General features: G+C 68.9%; 16 protein-coding genes. 14 read left to right on the top strand and 2 right to left on the bottom strand.

The genetic code is table 11. The features are described from left to right. Window positions 1-70: 70 nt before the first annotated feature. Window positions 71-601 carry a DUF1772 domain-containing protein gene (locus ADK36_RS24555; protein WP_053199044.1) on the bottom strand — a complete coding sequence of 177 codons (531 nt, stop codon included), beginning with the start codon at window positions 599-601 and terminating at the stop codon, window positions 71-73. Window positions 602-822: 221 nt separating this feature from the next. Between ADK36_RS24555 and ADK36_RS24550 the strand changes: the two genes are divergently transcribed. From ADK36_RS24550 to ADK36_RS24525, 6 genes are all read left to right on the top strand, one after another. Then, entirely contained in the window at window positions 823-1,419 is a 597-nt protein-coding gene (locus ADK36_RS24550) for a CGNR zinc finger domain-containing protein (protein ID WP_048583289.1), read from the top strand. A 319-nt stretch (window positions 1,420-1,738) separates the two neighbouring features. Further along, a complete protein-coding gene (locus tag ADK36_RS24545) occupies window positions 1,739-2,260 on the top strand; it encodes a sigma-70 family RNA polymerase sigma factor (RefSeq protein ID WP_010039908.1) in 522 nt (173 codons plus the stop codon). Then, window positions 2,260-3,093 (top strand): anti-sigma factor family protein, encoded by an 834-nt coding sequence (locus ADK36_RS24540; RefSeq protein ID WP_078916383.1) that lies wholly within the window; start codon window positions 2,260-2,262, stop codon window positions 3,091-3,093. The genes ADK36_RS24545 and ADK36_RS24540 overlap by 1 nt, the downstream gene beginning before the upstream one ends. Before the next feature lie 69 nt (window positions 3,094-3,162). Then, window positions 3,163-5,586 carry a HelD family protein gene (locus ADK36_RS24535; protein WP_048583288.1) on the top strand — a complete coding sequence of 808 codons (2,424 nt, stop codon included), beginning with the start codon at window positions 3,163-3,165 and terminating at the stop codon, window positions 5,584-5,586. 329 nt (window positions 5,587-5,915) lie between these two features. Next, window positions 5,916-7,340: an NAD-dependent malic enzyme gene (locus ADK36_RS24530; protein ID WP_048583287.1), complete on the top strand. Its 1,425-nt coding sequence runs from the start codon at window positions 5,916-5,918 to the stop codon at window positions 7,338-7,340. Window positions 7,341-7,701: 361 nt separating this feature from the next. Then, window positions 7,702-7,983 (top strand): HU family DNA-binding protein, encoded by a 282-nt coding sequence (locus ADK36_RS24525; protein WP_007498188.1) that lies wholly within the window; start codon window positions 7,702-7,704, stop codon window positions 7,981-7,983. A 177-nt stretch (window positions 7,984-8,160) separates the two neighbouring features. Here ADK36_RS24525 and murA read toward each other — a convergent pair whose 3' ends face one another. Further along, window positions 8,161-9,501 (bottom strand): UDP-N-acetylglucosamine 1-carboxyvinyltransferase, encoded by a 1,341-nt coding sequence (gene murA, locus ADK36_RS24520; protein ID WP_048583286.1) that lies wholly within the window; start codon window positions 9,499-9,501, stop codon window positions 8,161-8,163. A 309-nt stretch (window positions 9,502-9,810) separates the two neighbouring features. Between murA and ADK36_RS24515 the strand changes: the two genes are divergently transcribed. From ADK36_RS24515 to ADK36_RS24485, 8 genes are all read left to right on the top strand, one after another. Then, entirely contained in the window at window positions 9,811-10,383 is a 573-nt protein-coding gene (locus ADK36_RS24515; RefSeq protein ID WP_030054423.1) for a YqgE/AlgH family protein, read from the top strand. Window positions 10,384-10,487: 104 nt separating this feature from the next. Next, on the top strand, window positions 10,488-10,835 hold the full coding sequence (locus tag ADK36_RS51525; protein WP_425315317.1) for a hypothetical protein: 348 nt from the start codon (window positions 10,488-10,490) through the stop codon (window positions 10,833-10,835). Continuing rightward, window positions 10,813-11,385: an IS200/IS605 family accessory protein TnpB-related protein gene (locus ADK36_RS51520; protein WP_425315455.1), complete on the top strand. Its 573-nt coding sequence runs from the start codon at window positions 10,813-10,815 to the stop codon at window positions 11,383-11,385. The genes ADK36_RS51525 and ADK36_RS51520 overlap by 23 nt, the downstream gene beginning before the upstream one ends. A gap of 14 nt (window positions 11,386-11,399) precedes the next feature. Next, a complete protein-coding gene (locus ADK36_RS24505) occupies window positions 11,400-11,687 on the top strand; it encodes a DUF3039 domain-containing protein (RefSeq protein ID WP_030054422.1) in 288 nt (95 codons plus the stop codon). A 217-nt stretch (window positions 11,688-11,904) separates the two neighbouring features. Continuing rightward, the gene (locus ADK36_RS24500; RefSeq protein WP_048583285.1) at window positions 11,905-13,197 is read left to right on the top strand and encodes an extracellular solute-binding protein; all 1,293 of its coding nucleotides are present in this window, start codon (window positions 11,905-11,907) and stop codon (window positions 13,195-13,197) included. Then, on the top strand, window positions 13,194-14,201 hold the full coding sequence (locus ADK36_RS24495) for a carbohydrate ABC transporter permease (RefSeq protein ID WP_048583284.1): 1,008 nt from the start codon (window positions 13,194-13,196) through the stop codon (window positions 14,199-14,201). The genes ADK36_RS24500 and ADK36_RS24495 overlap by 4 nt, the downstream gene beginning before the upstream one ends. A 14-nt stretch (window positions 14,202-14,215) precedes the next feature. After that, window positions 14,216-15,049, top strand: coding sequence for a carbohydrate ABC transporter permease (locus tag ADK36_RS24490; protein WP_425315318.1), 834 nt, complete (start codon window positions 14,216-14,218; stop codon window positions 15,047-15,049). A gap of 15 nt (window positions 15,050-15,064) precedes the next feature. Next, complete coding sequence (locus ADK36_RS24485) at window positions 15,065-16,690, top strand: beta-N-acetylhexosaminidase (protein ID WP_078942598.1); 1,626 nt, start codon at window positions 15,065-15,067, stop codon at window positions 16,688-16,690. Window positions 16,691-16,741: the final 51 nt, after the last annotated feature.

Here is a 16,741-nt window from a genome sequence, read left to right as displayed (position 1 = left end):
GGCGCCGGTGTCGCCCTCGCTGGGGGCTGCCGCCCCCAGACCCCGGCTATCGGCCTGAGCGGCCTCGTCCTCAATCGCCGGACGGGCTGGAGTGCCTGGGCCGGTGTTGGGCAGTCGCCTGCCTGATCCGGCCGTACAACACCAACCCCCGCGCCAAGAACCCCACCGCCCCCGTCGCCAGCACCGCCCGTACGACGTTCCACGCCAACCACGGATCCTCGAACTCCTCCCGCAGGGCGGCCGGATCCCCGGTGCCCTTCAGGCTGTCGTTCAGCGGGATGTTGAAGGCGACGGTGACCATGAAGGCCAGCCCGTACGCGGCCAGCGCCGCCCATACCCATCCCCGGTACGGCGCCCCGCGCACCTGCCACGCCGACACACCTGTCAGCACCAGCGCCCCGAAGAAGCCCAGGAAGAACACCGGGTTCTCGAACGCGTCGTTGATGTCGCGCATGACCTCGACATACACCCGGTCATCGCTCCGCGCCAACCCCGGCATCACCCCGCAGGCGAAGATGTAGAAGGCCCCGGCGATCAGGCCCATGGCGACCGTGGCCGCGCCCAGTACCGTTCCGACGACCGTGCTGTTCCGTGTGCTCATGTCCTCCAGTCAACGGACCCGCGGCCCGCCCGGACATGGCCGTCACGCGCAGCCCCATAAGCGGTCGTCCAGCGCCAACCGCCGGTACGAGGGGTTCCGGCTCCGCCTGTGGGCAGGCACTGTTAGAGGGAACGGTTCCCCAGCTCTCCTCTCCCCAGCTCTCCTCTCCGCATCTCACCGACCCCTCATGACCGGGGTGACCCCTAGGCGGTGACAGGCACATGGCACTGGGTACGGCCACGGGCGCGTACGACCTGCGATTCGGCGCCGGGCGGATCTCTCTGGATCTCCTCGCGACCAGCCACCCCGAGGAGCGGTTCGACTCCGTCGAGGTGCTGCGCGCCTGGATCGTCGGGGCCGGTCTGGCGCCGCCGGGCACGCCGCTGGCACACGCCGACGCCGCCTGGCTCGTCGGGTTCCGTGAACTGCGCGGACGTATCGGACAGTTGGTGCGCGGCGGACTCGCCCCCGAGCCCTGGCCGTCGTACGACATCGCGCTCGCCCGGGTCAACGACATCGCCCGCGCGGCGCCACCCGCCCCCCGTGCCGTACGCGGTGAAGACGGGACCCTCGTCCGGCAGTTGGATCATCCGCCGGAGTGCGCCGCGCTGCTCGGCGCGCTCGCGCGGGACGTCCTGGAACTGCTCACCGATCCGGTCGCGCGGGCCGGGCTGAGGGAGTGTGAGGGGGACAACTGCCCGATCGTTTATGTCGATTCGTCCCGGGGGCGCAGGAGGCGCTGGTGCTCCAGTGAGGTCTGCGGGAATCGGGAAAGGGTCGCCCGGCATCGCCGTCGCGCGGCTCTCGCGCGCGCCTGACAGCCCGTTATGCGGCTTCTGTGGAACGGCTGTCGAAGTGATTTCGATTACATGCCGTTTACCTACGCCCCCGTAGGGAAGCTCCTTTTCGATCTTGCCGATGTGACGGAAATGTAAAGATCGCACGGTGGGAATGTGCTGCCATGTCCCGCTCGTCACGTCACTCCGAAGAAAACTGTCGCCTCACTTTGAACACTCAACGGGCCGTTTCCGTACGGGTGGTCGAGCGACCGACTGGGGGAACCCCCGGACATCGGAGGTGGGCGTGCGCAAGGATTCCGTCGTGGCCAATGAACGTGGATCGAGGGCCCGACATCGCATGTCCCAGCCCTCGGAACCAGATGAGGAGCTGATGCGTGCGCTGTACAGAGAGCACGCCGGACCCCTCCTCGCGTATGTCCTTCGACTGGTCGCCGGTGATCGGCAACGAGCAGAGGACGTCGTGCAGGAGACGCTCATCCGTGCCTGGAAGAACGCCGGACAGCTCAATCGAGCGACCGGATCGGTACGCCCCTGGCTGGTGACGGTCGCCCGGCGCATCGTCATCGACGGCCACCGCAGTCGGCAGGCCCGGCCGCAGGAGGTCGATCCGTCGCCGCTGGAGGTCATCCCCGCGGAGGACGAGATCGACAAGGCGCTGTGGCTGATGACGCTGTCGGACGCACTCGACGACCTGACCCCCGCCCACCGGGAGGTCCTGGTCGAGACGTACTTCAAGGGGCGTACGGTCAACGAGGCGGCCGAAACGCTGGGCATACCCAGCGGCACCGTTCGCTCCAGGGTGTTCTATGCCCTGCGGTCGATGAAGCTGGCTCTGGAGGAGCGGGGGGTGACGGCGTGATGAGTGTTTACGGGGGAAACCAGGGATTCGGGATGGGCGGTTCGGGTATGTCTGGTCCCATGCAGGGACATCCTGCCCCGAGCGAGCACGAGACCGTCGGCGCCTACGCCCTCGGGATCCTCGACGACGCCGAGGCAACCGCTTTCGAAGCGCACCTCGCGACCTGCGAATGGTGCGCCCAGCAGCTGGACGAGCTCGCCGGAATGGAACCGATGCTGGCGGCCCTCGCCGACCTGCCCGGTGCCGGCACGCCCGCGATCGGTGACTCCCTGTCCGCCAAGCCCAGCCCGCGCCTGGTGAACAAGCTCGTCGACGAGGTCGCCGAGCGCCGCGCCCAGAAGCGCCGGCGTGGCTTCTACATGGTCGCCGCGGCGGCCGCGCTGATCGTCGGCGGCCCATTCGTGGCCGTGGCGACGAACGGCGGCGACGGTGGCGGTGGCAGCGAGGAGAACCGGACCGTGCAGGCGGCCAACCCCGCCAAGGACCTGTTCACCGGCATCGAGAACAAGGTCTCGGGGACCGACTCGACGACCGGCGTCAGCGCGACCGTCGCCCTGTCGGAGAAGCTCTGGGGCACCGAGACGGCCCTCGAACTCAAGGGCGTCAAGGGTCCGCTCAAGTGTTCCCTGATCTTCGTCAGCAAGGACGGCGAGCGTGAGACGGCCGCCTCCTGGTCCGTCCCGAAGTGGGGCTACGGCATCCCGGACGCCAAGACCGAGCAGGCCAGGAACCCGCTCTACGTCAGCGGCGGCGTCTCCATGGCCCCCGACGACGTCGATCACGTCGAGGTCATGGACTTCGACGGAAAGAAGATCGTCGAGGTCGACGTGTAGTCGCCGTAGCGATTCCGGGTCTCCTTCGCGTACGGTTGACGGCTGCCCAGCACGTCAGAAGGGGGCCCGGTGGCCGCTCAGGCTCCACAGGAAACCGCGCTCGAAGACTCCCTGAGAGACCGGGAGATCGGCGTCGAACAGGAACACCTGGACCGGGTGTACCGACGGCTCGAGGAGAAGATCCACGAGGCGGAGTTCCTCATGAACGACGCGGCCCAGCGCGGCCAGGTCGGTACGCCCGGCGCACTCGCCGAGCGGGACGCGCAGGTCTTCCGGGCGGGCGTCCACCTCAATCGGCTCAACAACGAGTTCGAGGACTTCCTCTTCGGCCGGATCGACCTGCTGCCCGGCAAGGACGGAAAGAAGGGACCCGACGGCGCGTACACCGCCGTCGAGCCCGCCGAGGGCGCGGTCCGGGCGGACAACACCGCCGACATCGCCGAGACGCTGCACATCGGCCGTATCGGTGTGCTCGACCAGGACTACGCCCCGCTGGTCATCGACTGGCGGGCCCCGGCCGCGGCGCCGTTCTACCGCTCCACCCCGGTGGATCCGGGGCGGGTCGTACGACGCCGGGTCATCCGTTCCAAGGGCCGCCGCGTGCTGGGCGTCGAGGACGACCTCATGCGCCCCGAGCTCAAGGCGTTCCTCGGCGGGGACGAGCTGGCCGTCATCGGCGACGGCGCCCTCATGGCCGCCCTCGGCCAGGCCCGCAGCCACACCATGCGGGACATCGTGGCCTCCATCCAGGCCGAGCAGGACCTGGTCATCCGCGCCCCCGCCGCCTCCGTGACGTATGTCGAGGGCGGTCCGGGGACGGGGAAGACGGCCGTGGCCCTGCACCGCGCCGCCTACCTCCTCTACCAGGACCGGCGCCGGTACGCGGGCGGCATCCTGATCGTCTCCCCGACCCCGCTGCTCGTGGCGTACACCGAGGGCGTCCTCCCCTCCCTCGGCGAGGAGGGCCAGGTCGCCATCCGCGCGATCGGCTCACTCGTCGACGGAGCCGAGGCCACGCTGTACGACTCCCCGTCCACGGCCCGCGCCAAGGGCTCGTACCGCATGCTCAAGGTGCTGCGGAAGGCCGCGCGGGGCGCGCTGGAGCTGGGACGGACGGGCGGGGCCGTGCCCGGCCGGCCCGCCGTCGGTGCCGCGGGGGCCGACCGCACGGGGCAGCTCGCCTTCGGCGACGACGCCGAGCCCGAAGCGCGGACCCCCGCCGGACCCCCCGACCGGCTGCGCGTGGTCGCCTTCGGGCGCCGCCTGGAGCTGGAGGCCGACGCGCTGGAACGTATCCGCCGGACCACCCTCGGCGGTACGGCCCCCGTGAACCTGCTGCGCCCGCGCGCCCGCAAGCTGCTGCTCGACGCCCTGTGGGCGCAGTCGGGCGGCGCCACCCGCCACTCCGACCCCGAACTCGCCGCCGAACTGCGCTCCTCCTTCGACGAGGACGTCAGCACGGAGGACAGCTTCATCGCCTTCGTCGACGCCTGGTGGCCGGAGCTGACCCCGAGGAACGTCCTGGCGGCGATGGCCGACGAGCGCCGCCTCGGCCGCTGGGCGCGCCGCATCCTCAACCCGGGGGAGGTGCGCAAGGTCGCCCGCTCGCTCAAGCGGGACGGGTACTCCGTGCACGACATCGCCATGCTCGACGAGCTCCAGGCGATCCTCGGCACCCCGGCCCGCCCCAGGAAGAAGCGCGAACTGGACCCGCTCGACCAGCTCACCGGCCTGGAGGAGCTGATGCCGGTCCGCGAGGAGTCGCAGCGCGAGCGCGCCGAGCGGCTGGCGGCCGAGCGAGTCGAGTACGCGCACGTCATCGTCGACGAGGCCCAGGACGTCACGCCGATGCAGTGGCGGATGCTCGGTCGCAGGGGCCGCCACGCGACGTGGACGGTCGTCGGCGACCCGGCCCAGTCGTCCTGGTCCGACGTCGACGAGGCGGCCGAGGCACGCGACGAGGCACTGGGCACCCGCCCGCGCCGCCGCTTCCAGCTCACCGTGAACTACCGCAACCCGGCCGAGATCGCCCAGCTGGCGGCGAAGGTGCTGGCGCTGGCCATGCCGGGCTCGACCTCGCCGTCGGCCGTCCGCTCCACCGGCGTCGAGCCACGTTTCGTGACAACGGACAAGGGACGCGGCACGGTCGTACGGGACTCCCTCGCACAGACCGTCCGCGAGGAAGCCGCGCGCCTGCTCGACCGCGTCGACGGCACGGTCGGCGTCGTCGTCGCCATGCAGCGGCGCGACGAGGCGGCCAAGTGGCTCGCCGGACTCGGCGACCGGGTCGTGGCGCTCGGCAGCCTGGAGGCGAAGGGGCTGGAGTACGACGCGACGGTCGTCGTCTCCCCGGCGGAGATCGCGGACGAGTCGCCGGCCGGACTGCGCGTCCTGTACGTCGCGCTGACCCGGGCCACCCAGCAGCTGACGGTGGTGTCGGGGGAGCGGGACGAACCGGACGCTTCCGGGGTGCCGGACCTGCTCAGAGACTGATCCGACAGATTGATCCGGATGAACCACCGGTACGGGAATGGCCTTACGGGATCCGTTTGTTAGCCTGGGTGTGGCACCGGCTCGATCCAAGCCCCCGGGCCCAACCTTCGTCGCTACGAGCGACCACTTGCCGCGAGGCGAGCATGGCGGGTCGGTGTCATGAACGGAGAGAAGGGACCCACGTCACCTTGTGACGTGGGTCCCTTTTCATGAGAAGACGTGGCGAACAATACGTTCGCAATTCAAGCCCGGCTAACTCCTACTCGGCGGTAGGTGCGACGATCGGACGGCATACCCAGCGTCACAGGTGAAAGCAGAGGAAGTCGGCCATGGCAACGGCGCCCAGCGTCTCCTACTCGATGACGGTCCGGCTGGAGGTGCCCGCGAGCGGAACCGCGGTCTCTCAGCTCACCGGAGCCGTCGAGTCCCACGGAGGCTCGGTCACCGGCCTCGACGTCACCGCCTCCGGGCACGAGAAGCTCCGCATCGACGTCACCATCGCGGCCACCTCCACCGCGCACGCCGACGAGATCGTCGAACAGCTGCGCACCATCGAGGGCGTAACGCTCGGCAAGGTCTCCGACCGTACGTTCCTGATGCACCTCGGCGGCAAGATCGAGATGGCGTCCAAGCACCCCATCCGCAACCGTGACGACCTCTCGATGATCTACACGCCCGGCGTGGCCCGGGTCTGCATGGCGATCGCCGAGAACCCCGAGGACGCACGGCGTCTGACCATCAAGCGCAACTCCGTTGCGGTCGTGACGGACGGCTCGGCGGTGCTGGGCCTCGGCAACATCGGCCCGAAGGCCGCGCTGCCCGTCATGGAGGGCAAGGCGGCCCTCTTCAAGCGGTTCGCCGGCATCGACGCCTGGCCGATCTGCCTGGACACCCAGGACACGGACGCGATCGTCGAGATCGTCAAGGCGATCGCCCCCGGCTTCGCGGGCATCAACCTGGAGGACATCTCCGCGCCCCGCTGCTTCGAGATCGAGGCGCGGCTGCGCGAGGCCCTCGACATCCCCGTCTTCCACGACGACCAGCACGGCACGGCGATCGTCGTGCTGGCCGCCCTGACCAACGCACTTCGCGTGGCCGGCAAGGCAATTGAGAGCATTCGCGTGGTGATGTCCGGCGCCGGCGCGGCCGGTACGGCCATCCTCAAGCTGCTGCTCGCGGCGGGCGTGAAGAACGCCGTCGTCGCCGACATCCACGGCGTCGTGCACGCCGGCCGTGAGGACCTGCGGGAGGCTCCCGCGGACTCGCCGCTGCGCTGGATCGCCGACAACACCAACCCCGAGGGTCTCACCGGCACGCTGAAGGAGGCCGTGCACGGCGCGGACGTCTTCATCGGCGTCTCGGCCCCGAACGTCCTTGACGGCGACGACGTGGCCGCCATGGCCGACGACGCGATCGTGTTCGCGCTCGCGAACCCGGACCCCGAGGTCGACCCGGCAATCGCCCGTCAGACGGCCGCAGTTGTGGCCACGGGCCGCTCCGACTTCCCGAACCAGATCAACAACGTGCTGGTCTTCCCGGGTGTCTTCCGCGGTCTGCTCGACGCGCAGTCCCGCACGGTCAACACCGAGATGATGCTCGCGGCCGCCAAGGCACTGGCGGATGTGGTGACCGAGGACGAGCTGAACCCGAACTACATCATCCCGAGCGTGTTCAACGACAAGGTCGCGGGCGCGGTCGCCGGCGCGGTGCGCGAGGCCGCGAAGGCCGTCACGGCCGCGGGGTCGGGCGAGTAGCCAACCCGGTATGGGTGCCTCACAGCCCCGCGAAGTGTGCATGGGCTGTGAGGATCGCCACGGCAAGCCCTTGTACCGGCGCGTCGTGGAACCAAGGGCCTCTGCACGCCGTTTATCGTGACGGCCAAGCTCAGGCCCTCTCTTCGTGTGACTCCCAAGGGTGTTCTCACGACTCCTCCGGGCGCCGGATTGGCTTTCCCGCCGCAGGTAGGGGCAGGATGCGTCTCTGGGCGCGAGGGTCTGACGACGGACCCGGGTCCCGGGTCTCACCGAGGACCCTGGCAGCATCGACATCGCTGTGCCCGACATGCGGCCCCGCCGCGTGGCACGCCTCAAGGCAAATGAACACGGGAGTAACAACATGAACCGCAGTGAGCTGGTGGCCGCGCTGGCCGACCGCGCCGAGGTGACCCGCAAGGACGCCGACGCCGTGCTGGCCGCGTTCGCCGAGACCGTCGGCGAGGTCGTCGCCAAGGGCGACGAGAAGGTCACCATCCCTGGCTTCCTGACCTTCGAGCGCACCCACCGTGCCGCTCGCACCGCCCGCAACCCGCAGACCGGCGACCCGATCCAGATCCCGGCCGGCTACAGCGTGAAGGTCTCCGCGGGCAGCAAGCTGAAGGAAGCGGCCAAGGGCAAGTAAGGGCGCCTAGCGCTGTTGTGGCTTGGCGCCGTGGGCTGCGGGCCGGTTACGGCTGGTCGCGCCCACGCGGCGGTAGCCGCAAGTTCAGCACAGCCCCGCGCCCCTTTGGGGCGCTCAGCACAACGCCGATGGGGCGGTCACCCGAGTCCGGGTGACCGCCCCATCGGCGTACGTGTGTCAGCCCAGTGCCTTGCCCGGCAGCTCGACCTTGGCGCCCAGCTCCACCAGCTTCTCCATGAAGTTCTCGTAGCCCCGGTTGATCAGGTCGATGCCGTGGACCCGGGACGTGCCCTGGGCCGCCAGGGCGGCGATGAGGTACGAGAAGCCGCCGCGGAGGTCGGGGATGACCAGGTCGGCGCCCTGGAGCTTGGTGGGGCCGGAGACGACGGCGGAGTGCAGGAAGTTGCGCTGGCCGAAGCGGCAGTCGGAGCCGCCGAGGCACTCGCGGTACAGCTGGATGTGCGCGCCCATCTGGTTCAGGGCGGACGTGAAGCCGAGACGGGACTCGTAGACCGTCTCGTGGATGATGGACAGGCCCGTCGCCTGCGTGAGGGCCACCACCAGCGGCTGCTGCCAGTCCGTCTGGAAGCCGGGGTGCACGTCCGTTTCGAGGGCGATGGACTTCAACTGGCCGCCCGGGTGCCAGAAACGGATGCCCTCGTCGTCGATCTCGAAGGCGCCGCCCACCTTCCGGTAGGTGTTGAGGAACGTCATCATCGAGCGCTGCTGGGCGCCACGGACGTAGATGTTGCCCTCGGTCGCGAGCGCCGCGGACGCCCAGGAGGCGGCCTCCAGGCGGTCCGGGAGGGCGCGGTGGGTGTACCCGCCGAGGCTGTCCACACCGGTGATGCGGATGGTGCGGTCGGTGTCCATCGCGATGATGGCGCCCATCTTCTGCAGGACGCAGATGAGGTCCTCGATCTCCGGCTCCACGGCCGCGTTCGAGAGCTCGGTGACACCTTCGGCGAGGACGGCCGTCAGCAGGACCTGCTCGGTCGCGCCCACGGACGGGTACGGCAGCCGGATCTTCGTGCCGCGCAGCCGCTGCGGGGCCTCCAGGTACTGCCCGTCGGCCCGCTTCTCGATCGTCGCGCCGAACTGCCGCAGCACCTCGAAGTGGAAGTCGATGGGCCGGCCGCCGATGTCGCAGCCGCCGAGACCCGGGATGAAGGCGTGCCCGAGGCGGTGCAGCAGCGGACCGCACAGCAGGATCGGGATACGGCTGGAACCCGCGTGGGCATCGATGTCAGCGACGTTCGCGCTCTCCACGTGGGACGGGTCCATCACCAACTCGCCCGGTTCCTCACCCGGACGGACGGTCACCCCGTGCAACTGGAGCAGGCCGCGTACGACCCGCACGTCACGGATGTCCGGCACGTTGCGCATTCGACTCGGCGCGCTGCCCAGCAGGGCAGCCACCATGGCCTTCGGTACGAGGTTCTTCGCACCGCGGACACGGATCTCGCCCTCCAGCGGGGTTCCGCCGTGGACAAGCAGGACATCGTCGTTGACGGTCATGTATCTCGCGTTCCGATGAGTTGGGCAGGGGCCAGGAGGGAAAGGGTAATCGCCGTCGGCCCCCCTTCAGTAAGCCCAAGGACGGCTCAGGAACGTCATAGCTCTGTCACAACACGAACCGTCCCCCCTCGGGCACAAGCGGTCACCGTCCCGGCCGTGCGCCCGCCAGCGCTCCTTTCCGCCCTCCCGTCTCCCACCACCACCCTCAAACGAGGCCTTACCAGGCCGCTCCTTCAATTCATGGCTGCATTCACTCCCGAACCGGCATTGCCTCCCCACATGAAGGGAAGATGCGGGATCATGTCTGGCATGACCGAGGTGTCCTCGCTCACAGGGCGGTTGCTCGTGGCAACGCCCGCCCTGGCGGACCCGAACTTCGACCGCGCGGTGGTGCTCCTTCTCGACCACGACGAGGAGGGCTCCCTCGGTGTCGTCCTCAACCGTCCGACCCCCGTGGACGTCGGCGACATCCTGGAGGGCTGGGCGGACCTCGCCGGCGAGCCCGGGGTCGTCTTCCAGGGCGGCCCGGTGTCCCTGGACTCGGCGCTCGGCGTCGCCGTCATCCCCGGTGACGCGAACGGCGAGAGCGCCCCGCTGGGCTGGCGCCGGGTGCACGGCGCGATCGGGCTCGTGGACCTGGAGGCACCGCCGGAACTGCTCGCCTCGGCCGTCGGGTCCTTGAGGATCTTCGCCGGATACGCAGGCTGGGGACCCGGCCAGCTGGAGGACGAGCTGGTGGAGGGCGCCTGGTACGTCGTCGAGTCCGAACCCGGAGATGTGTCCTCGCCGTCGCCGGAAAGACTCTGGCGCGAGGTCCTGCGCCGGCAGCGCAACGAGCTCGCGATGGTGGCCACGTACCCGGACGACCCTTCGCTCAACTGACGTGGAGAGAGGGCGAAGAACGTACCCCACCGTGGATCACTCGTTCGAGTGCCTGCGGGCATGTTCGAATACGGTGCTCTCCCCTGCGGCATAGCGTCGCAGGCATGAAGGTGGTGATGCAGGTCAGGCTCTTGCCGACGCCGGAGCAGGCGGCAGCGCTCAAGGCGACCTTGCAAGCCTGCAACGAAGCGGCGACCTGGGCAGCCGTGTCGCTTTCGAAAAACGTGAACAAGAACTTTCCGCTGCGCAAGCTCACCTACAACGAGGTCAAGACGCGGTGGGGTCCGGGCTCGCAGGCGGCCCAGCATGTGATCAAGAAGACGAGCGACGCGTACGCGACGCTCAGGGCCAACCTCAAAGCCGGGAATCTAGGCAAGTCGGGTTCGCAGAGGTACCGGCGGGCGGTGGAGAAGCCGATCGTCTCCCGTCGTGAACATCGTCACGACATCTGACGGCGAGATCATGGCCGGGCGCGAGATCAACCACCTCCGAGTGCGGGAACGGAAGCTGCGCACCGAGCTTCGGAAGAAGAACACTCCGTCCGCCAAGCGCCGGTTGAAGAAGCGGTGGCGCAAGGGGGCGCGGCGGGCCAAGGACATCAACCACAAGATCGCGAAGCATGTGGTGGCCGAGGCGGAACGCACCGGTCGCGGGATCGCCCTGGAGGACCTGACGGGGATCCGCGAGCGGGTACGGCTTCGCAAGCCCCAACGGGTCACCCACTCCAGCTGGTCTTTTGCTCAGCTGGGGGCGTTCATCGACGGGGCGAACCGGGGCTCCCAGGCCAGGTTCGCGTGCCGGTCGTGCGGATTCGTTGATCACGCCGACCGGAACGGCTCCCGCAACGTCCGCGCCAGAGCGCGGGAGTTGTGGCGATGCGGGGCGCAATCAATCGCCCCTGCCCCACCGCCGCGTCAGCGGAGTGGGGCTGGACGCAAACGCAGCGTCACCGCCAGTGACGCCCGTTGTGCAAGCCTGGGACCCAGAGTCTCGGGCGGTTGATTACTCTTGGCGTTATGAGCACTCTCGAGCCCGAGCGCGGGACTGGTACGGGGACCCTCGTCGAGCCCACGCCGCAGACTTCCCACGGCGACGGCGACCACGAGCGCTTCGCCCACTACGTCCAGAAGGACAAGATCATGGCGAGCGCCCTCGACGGGACCCCCGTCGTGGCGCTCTGCGGCAAGGTCTGGGTGCCCGGCCGCGACCCGAAGAAGTACCCGGTGTGTCCCATGTGCAAGGAGATCTACGAGTCCATGGGCGCCGGCGGCGACGACAAGGGCAAGGGCGGCGACAAGAAGTAGCCCTCCCCTCGGGCCCTCCCTTCGGCTTGAGGGTCCTTTCGGCCTGAGGTCTGCGAGGCCCCCGGGGCGCGTTTCGGCGCGCCACGGGGGCCTTTGCGTGTCACGAAGTGGTTGAGACCTCTTGTGGCCATGTTCATGTAGTCCCTAGGCTCCGATGCGTTGTGCAGAGCGAAACCGTCATTGCATATGCTGCAACGCACGCCCGGAGGACCGCTCCATGAAGCTCGCCCCCAGACTCGCCGTACTGCTCACCGCCCTGGCCGTCACCGCCTGCGCCCCGCAGACCTCCACCAACTCCTCCTCCGACAAGGACGAGAAGACCGGCACCCTGCGGGTCTGGCTCTTCCAGGAAGTCGGCAACAAGCCGAAGGAGAAGGTCGTCGACTCCGTCGTCACCGCCTTCGAGAAGGCCCACGACGGCACGAAGGTCGACGTCGAGTACATCCCGGTCGAGACCCGCGCCCAGCGCGTCAAGGCCGCCTTCAACGACCCGAAGTCCGCCCCCGACGTCATGGAGTACGGCAACACCGACACCGCCGGCTATGTGAAGGACGGCGGACTCCTCGACGTCACGAAGGAGTTCGGCGACTGGGCAGAGGCGAAGGACACCGACGCCACCGCCAAGCAGTCGGTCACCGTGGACGGCAAGATCTACGGCGCGCCCTTCTACGTCGGTGTCCGCGCCCTGTACTACCGCACGGACGTCCTCGAGGAACTCGGCCTCGAAGTGCCGAGGACCATGGCCGAGTTGGCGACCACGGCCCGCGAGATCCGCGCCGCGAAGCCCGAGCTGTACGGGCTCGTGGTCGGCGGTGCGTACACGTACGGCGCGATGCCGTTCGTATGGGCCAACGGCGGCGAACTCGCGACCGGCGAGGGAGGCTCGTACGCCTCCGCCATCGACAGCGCGGCCGCGCAGAAGGGCATCAAGGCGTACACGTCCCTGTTCAGCGACGACAACTGTCCCGCCGCCAAGTGCGCGGGCATGGGCGGCAACGACACGATCACCGCGTTCGCGGCCGGCAAGGCGGGCATGGCGATCGGCGGCGACTTCAGCCACACCGCCGTGGAGGCCGGGAAGGTCAAGGGCAAGTACGCGGTCGTGCCGCTGCCGGGGGTGAAGGCCGGGTCGGTCGCGCCGGCGTTCGCCGGAGGCAACAACATCGGTGTCCTGAAGAGCACGTCGCATCGGACGTTGGCGGTCGAGCTGATGGAGCAGCTCGCCTCCAAGGACACGCAGGCGTCGATGTTCGAGGCGATGGGGTTCCTGCCGACGTTCTCCGACGTGCGGCAGGAGGTCGCGGCGGAGGAGCCGTATGTGAAGCCCTTCGCGGAGACGCTCGCCGCGGGGACCAAGTTCGTGCCCGCCTCGCCCGCGTGGGCGCAGATCGACTCGTCGCTGGTGTTGCCGACGATGTTCCAGGAGGTCATCAGCGGGAAGAAGGGCGTGGCGGCGGCTTCGAAGGACGCGGCGAAGAAGATGGACGAGGCGTTTGGCTCCGTCGGATGACGCCGGGTACGCCTACCGGCTCGGTGGGTGCGGATCGTGTGCGGCTGCCGGTCGTTCGTGGCTGGTCGCGCCCGCGCGGCGGTAGCCGCAAGATCAGCACGGCCCCGCGCCCCTGTCGGCGTTCCCGTGGGCGGAGCCAGAAGGCACCCTGGCTTTATCTCGCCCCCGCCCTCGTCGTTCTCGGCGGGCTGCTCGTCTACCCCGTCTATCAGCTCGGGCTGATCTCGCTCTTCCAGTACACGCAGGCTCAGGTCAGCGGTGGGGAGCCGACCACGTTCCAGGGCTTCGGGAACTACGCGGAGCTGTTCTCGGACTCGCAGTTCTGGCAGGTGCTGCTCGCCACCGTCGTCTTCGCGGCAGGTTGCGTCGTCTCCACGCTCGGTGTCGGCTGTGCGCTCGCCGTGTTGCTCACGCGCGTGCGTGCCGTGCCGCGGCTGGCGCTCATGCTGGCCGCGCTGGGGGCGTGGGCGACCCCCGCGATCACCGGGTCGACGGTGTGGCTGTTTCTCTTCGACCCGGACTTCGGGCCCGTGAACCGGGTTCTGGGGCTCGGTGACCATTCCTGGACGTACGGACGGCTCAGCGCCTTCTTCCTCGTCCTGCTCGAAGTGGTGTGGTGCTCCTTCCCGTTCGTGATGGTGACGGTGTACGCCGGTATCCGCGCCGTCCCGGCCGAGGTGCTGGAGGCCGCCGCGCTGGACGGGGCCTCGCAGTGGCGGATCTGGCGGTCGGTGCTGGCGCCGATGCTGAGGCCGATCCTGGTGGTGGTCACCATTCAGTCGGTCATCTGGGACTTCAAGGTCTTCACGCAGATCTATGTGATGACCAACGGCGGCGGCATCGCGGGGCAGAACCTCGTCCTGAACGTGTACGCCTATCAGAAGGCCTTCGCCTCCTCCCAGTACAGCCTGGGCTCGGCGATCGGCGTGGTGATGCTGGTGATCCTGCTGGCGGTGACGCTGGTGTATCTGCGGTTGCTGCGCAGGCAGGGGGAGGAGCTGTGAGGCCGGTGAGTTCCGTGCCGTTCCTGCGGCGTCCCTGGCGGCTGCTCGCGGAGGTGTCCGCGCTGCTCGTCGCCGTCGTGGTGGCCTTTCCGCTGTACTGGATGGTGCTCGGCGCCTTCAAACCGGCCGGGGAGATCGAGTCGAGCGAGCCGCGGCCCTGGACGCTCGCCCCCTCGCTGGATTCCTTCCGGCGGGTCTTCGAGCAGAACGAATTCGGCCGCTACTTCCTCAACAGCCTGGTCGTCGCGGGCACGGTCGTGATCGTCTCGGCGTTGATCGCGTTTCTCGCCGCGACCGCGGTGACACGATTCCGCTTCCGCTTCCGGACCACCTTGCTGATCATGTTTCTGGTGGCCCAGATGGTGCCGGTGGAGGCCCTGACGATCCCCCTGTTCTTCCTCATGCGGGACTTCGGCCAACTGAACACGCTCGGCTCGCTGATCCTGCCGCACATCGCCTTCTCGCTGCCGTTCGCGATCTGGATGCTGCGGGGGTTTGTGAAGGCCGTTCCGGAGGCCCTGGAGGAGGCCGCGTACATGGACGGGGCGAGCCGGTCCCGATTCCTGTGGCAGATCCTTTTCCCGCTGGTCTTCCCGGGGCTGGTGGCGACGAGCGTGTTTTCCTTCATCTCGGCCTGGAACGACTTCCTGTTCGCCAAGTCCTTCATCATCAGCGACACCTCGCAGTCAACCCTGCCGATGGCGCTGCTCGTCTTCTACAAGCCGGACGAGCCGGACTGGGGCGGCGTGATGGCGGCGTCGACGGTGATGACGATTCCGGTGCTGGTGTTCTTCGTACTCGTACAGCGGCGCCTCGTGTCCGGGCTGGGCGGCGCGGTCAAGGACTGAAAGGTCTGATCATTCATGGATCTCATTCCGGTACCGCACCAGATGGAGCGGGCCACGGGTTTCCTTGAACTCGGCGACGGTTTCGGGATCGAGGCCGGGCCGGGCACCGAGGGCACCGCACGATGGCTGCGCGCGACGCTGGGCGCGGCGACCGGGCTCGCGCTGCCGCCCAAGAAGGGGGACGAGTACGACGTCCTCCATCTGTCCGTCCGGCCCGGACTCGACGCCGAGGGCTACCGCCTCGTCATCGCTCCCCATGGCGTCCACCTTCAGGGCGGCTCGCCCGCCGGTGTCTTCTGGGGCGCGCAGACGCTGCGCCAGCTTCTCGGGCCCGACGCCTTCCGGCGCGCGCCTCTTCCCGGCCGTACGTGGCGGCTGCCCCTGACGGAGATCCGGGACTCCCCCCGTTTCCGCTGGCGCGGCCTCATGCTCGACGTGGCCCGGCACTTCATGCCCAAGGACGGCGTCCTGCGCTATCTGGACCTGATGGCCGCCCACAAACTCAACGTCTTCCACTTCCATCTGACGGACGACCAGGGCTGGCGCATCGAGATCAGGAAGTACCCCCGGCTCACGGAGATCGGCTCCTGGCGGGCGCGGACGAAATTCGGTCATCGGGCCTCCCCGCTGTGGGAGGAGAAGCCGCACGGTGGCTACTACACCCAGGACGACATCCGCGAGATCGTCGCCTACGCCGCCGAGCGGCATATCACCGTCGTCCCCGAAATCGACGTACCCGGCCACTCGCAGGCCGCGATCGCCGCGTACCCGGAACTCGGCAACACCGACGTCATCACCGCATCCATCAAGGGAGACACCGCCCTCTCCGTCTGGGACACCTGGGGGATCAGTCCGAACGTACTCGCCCCCACTGACAACACCCTGCGCTTCTACGAGGGGGTCTTCGAGGAAGTCCTGGAGCTGTTCCCCGCGGAGTTCATCCATGTCGGGGGTGACGAATGCCTCAAGGACCAGTGGCGGCAGTCGCCCGCCGCACAGGAACGCCTCAGGGAACTCGGGCTGAAGGACGAGGACGAACTCCAGGCGTGGTTCATCGGCCACTTCGACAAGTGGCTCACCGCGCGCGGGCGCAGGCTCATCGGCTGGGACGAGATCCTGGAGGGCGGGCTCGCGGAAGGGGCGGCCGTGTCGTCCTGGCGCGGGTACGCGGGCGGGGTCGCCGCAGCGCGGGCCGGGCACGACGTCGTCATGTGCCCCGAGCAGCAGGTGTATCTGGACCACCGTCAGGACGCGGGCGCCGACGAGCCGGTGCCGATCGGTTACGTCCGCACTCTGGAGGACGTCTACCGGTTCGAGCCGGTGCCATGGGAGTTGACGCCCGACCAGGCCCGGCATGTGCTCGGGACGCAGGCCAACGTGTGGACCGAGGTGATGGAGGACCACGCGCGCGTGGACTACCAGGCGTTCCCGCGCCTCGCCGCCTTCGCCGAGGTCGCCTGGAGCCGCCTCCCCGCCCCGGCGGAACGGGACTTCGCCGGCTTCGAGCGCCGGATGGCCGCCCATTACGGGCGACTTGACGCCCTGGGGGTCGCCTACCGTCCGCCGACGGGACCGCGGCCGTGGCAGCGGCGCCCCGGAGTGCTCGGCCGTCCGATCGACGGCCCACCCCCGAACAGGTAATTGAAAAAAACCGGCAAGGGGTCACCGAAGAGTGTCAATCGGTAAACACCG

It is taken from the genome of Streptomyces viridochromogenes, from assembly GCF_001270495.1.
GTDB lineage: Bacteria > Actinomycetota > Actinomycetes > Streptomycetales > Streptomycetaceae > Streptomyces > Streptomyces viridochromogenes_A.
This window is presented reverse-complemented; position numbering and strand designations above follow the sequence as displayed.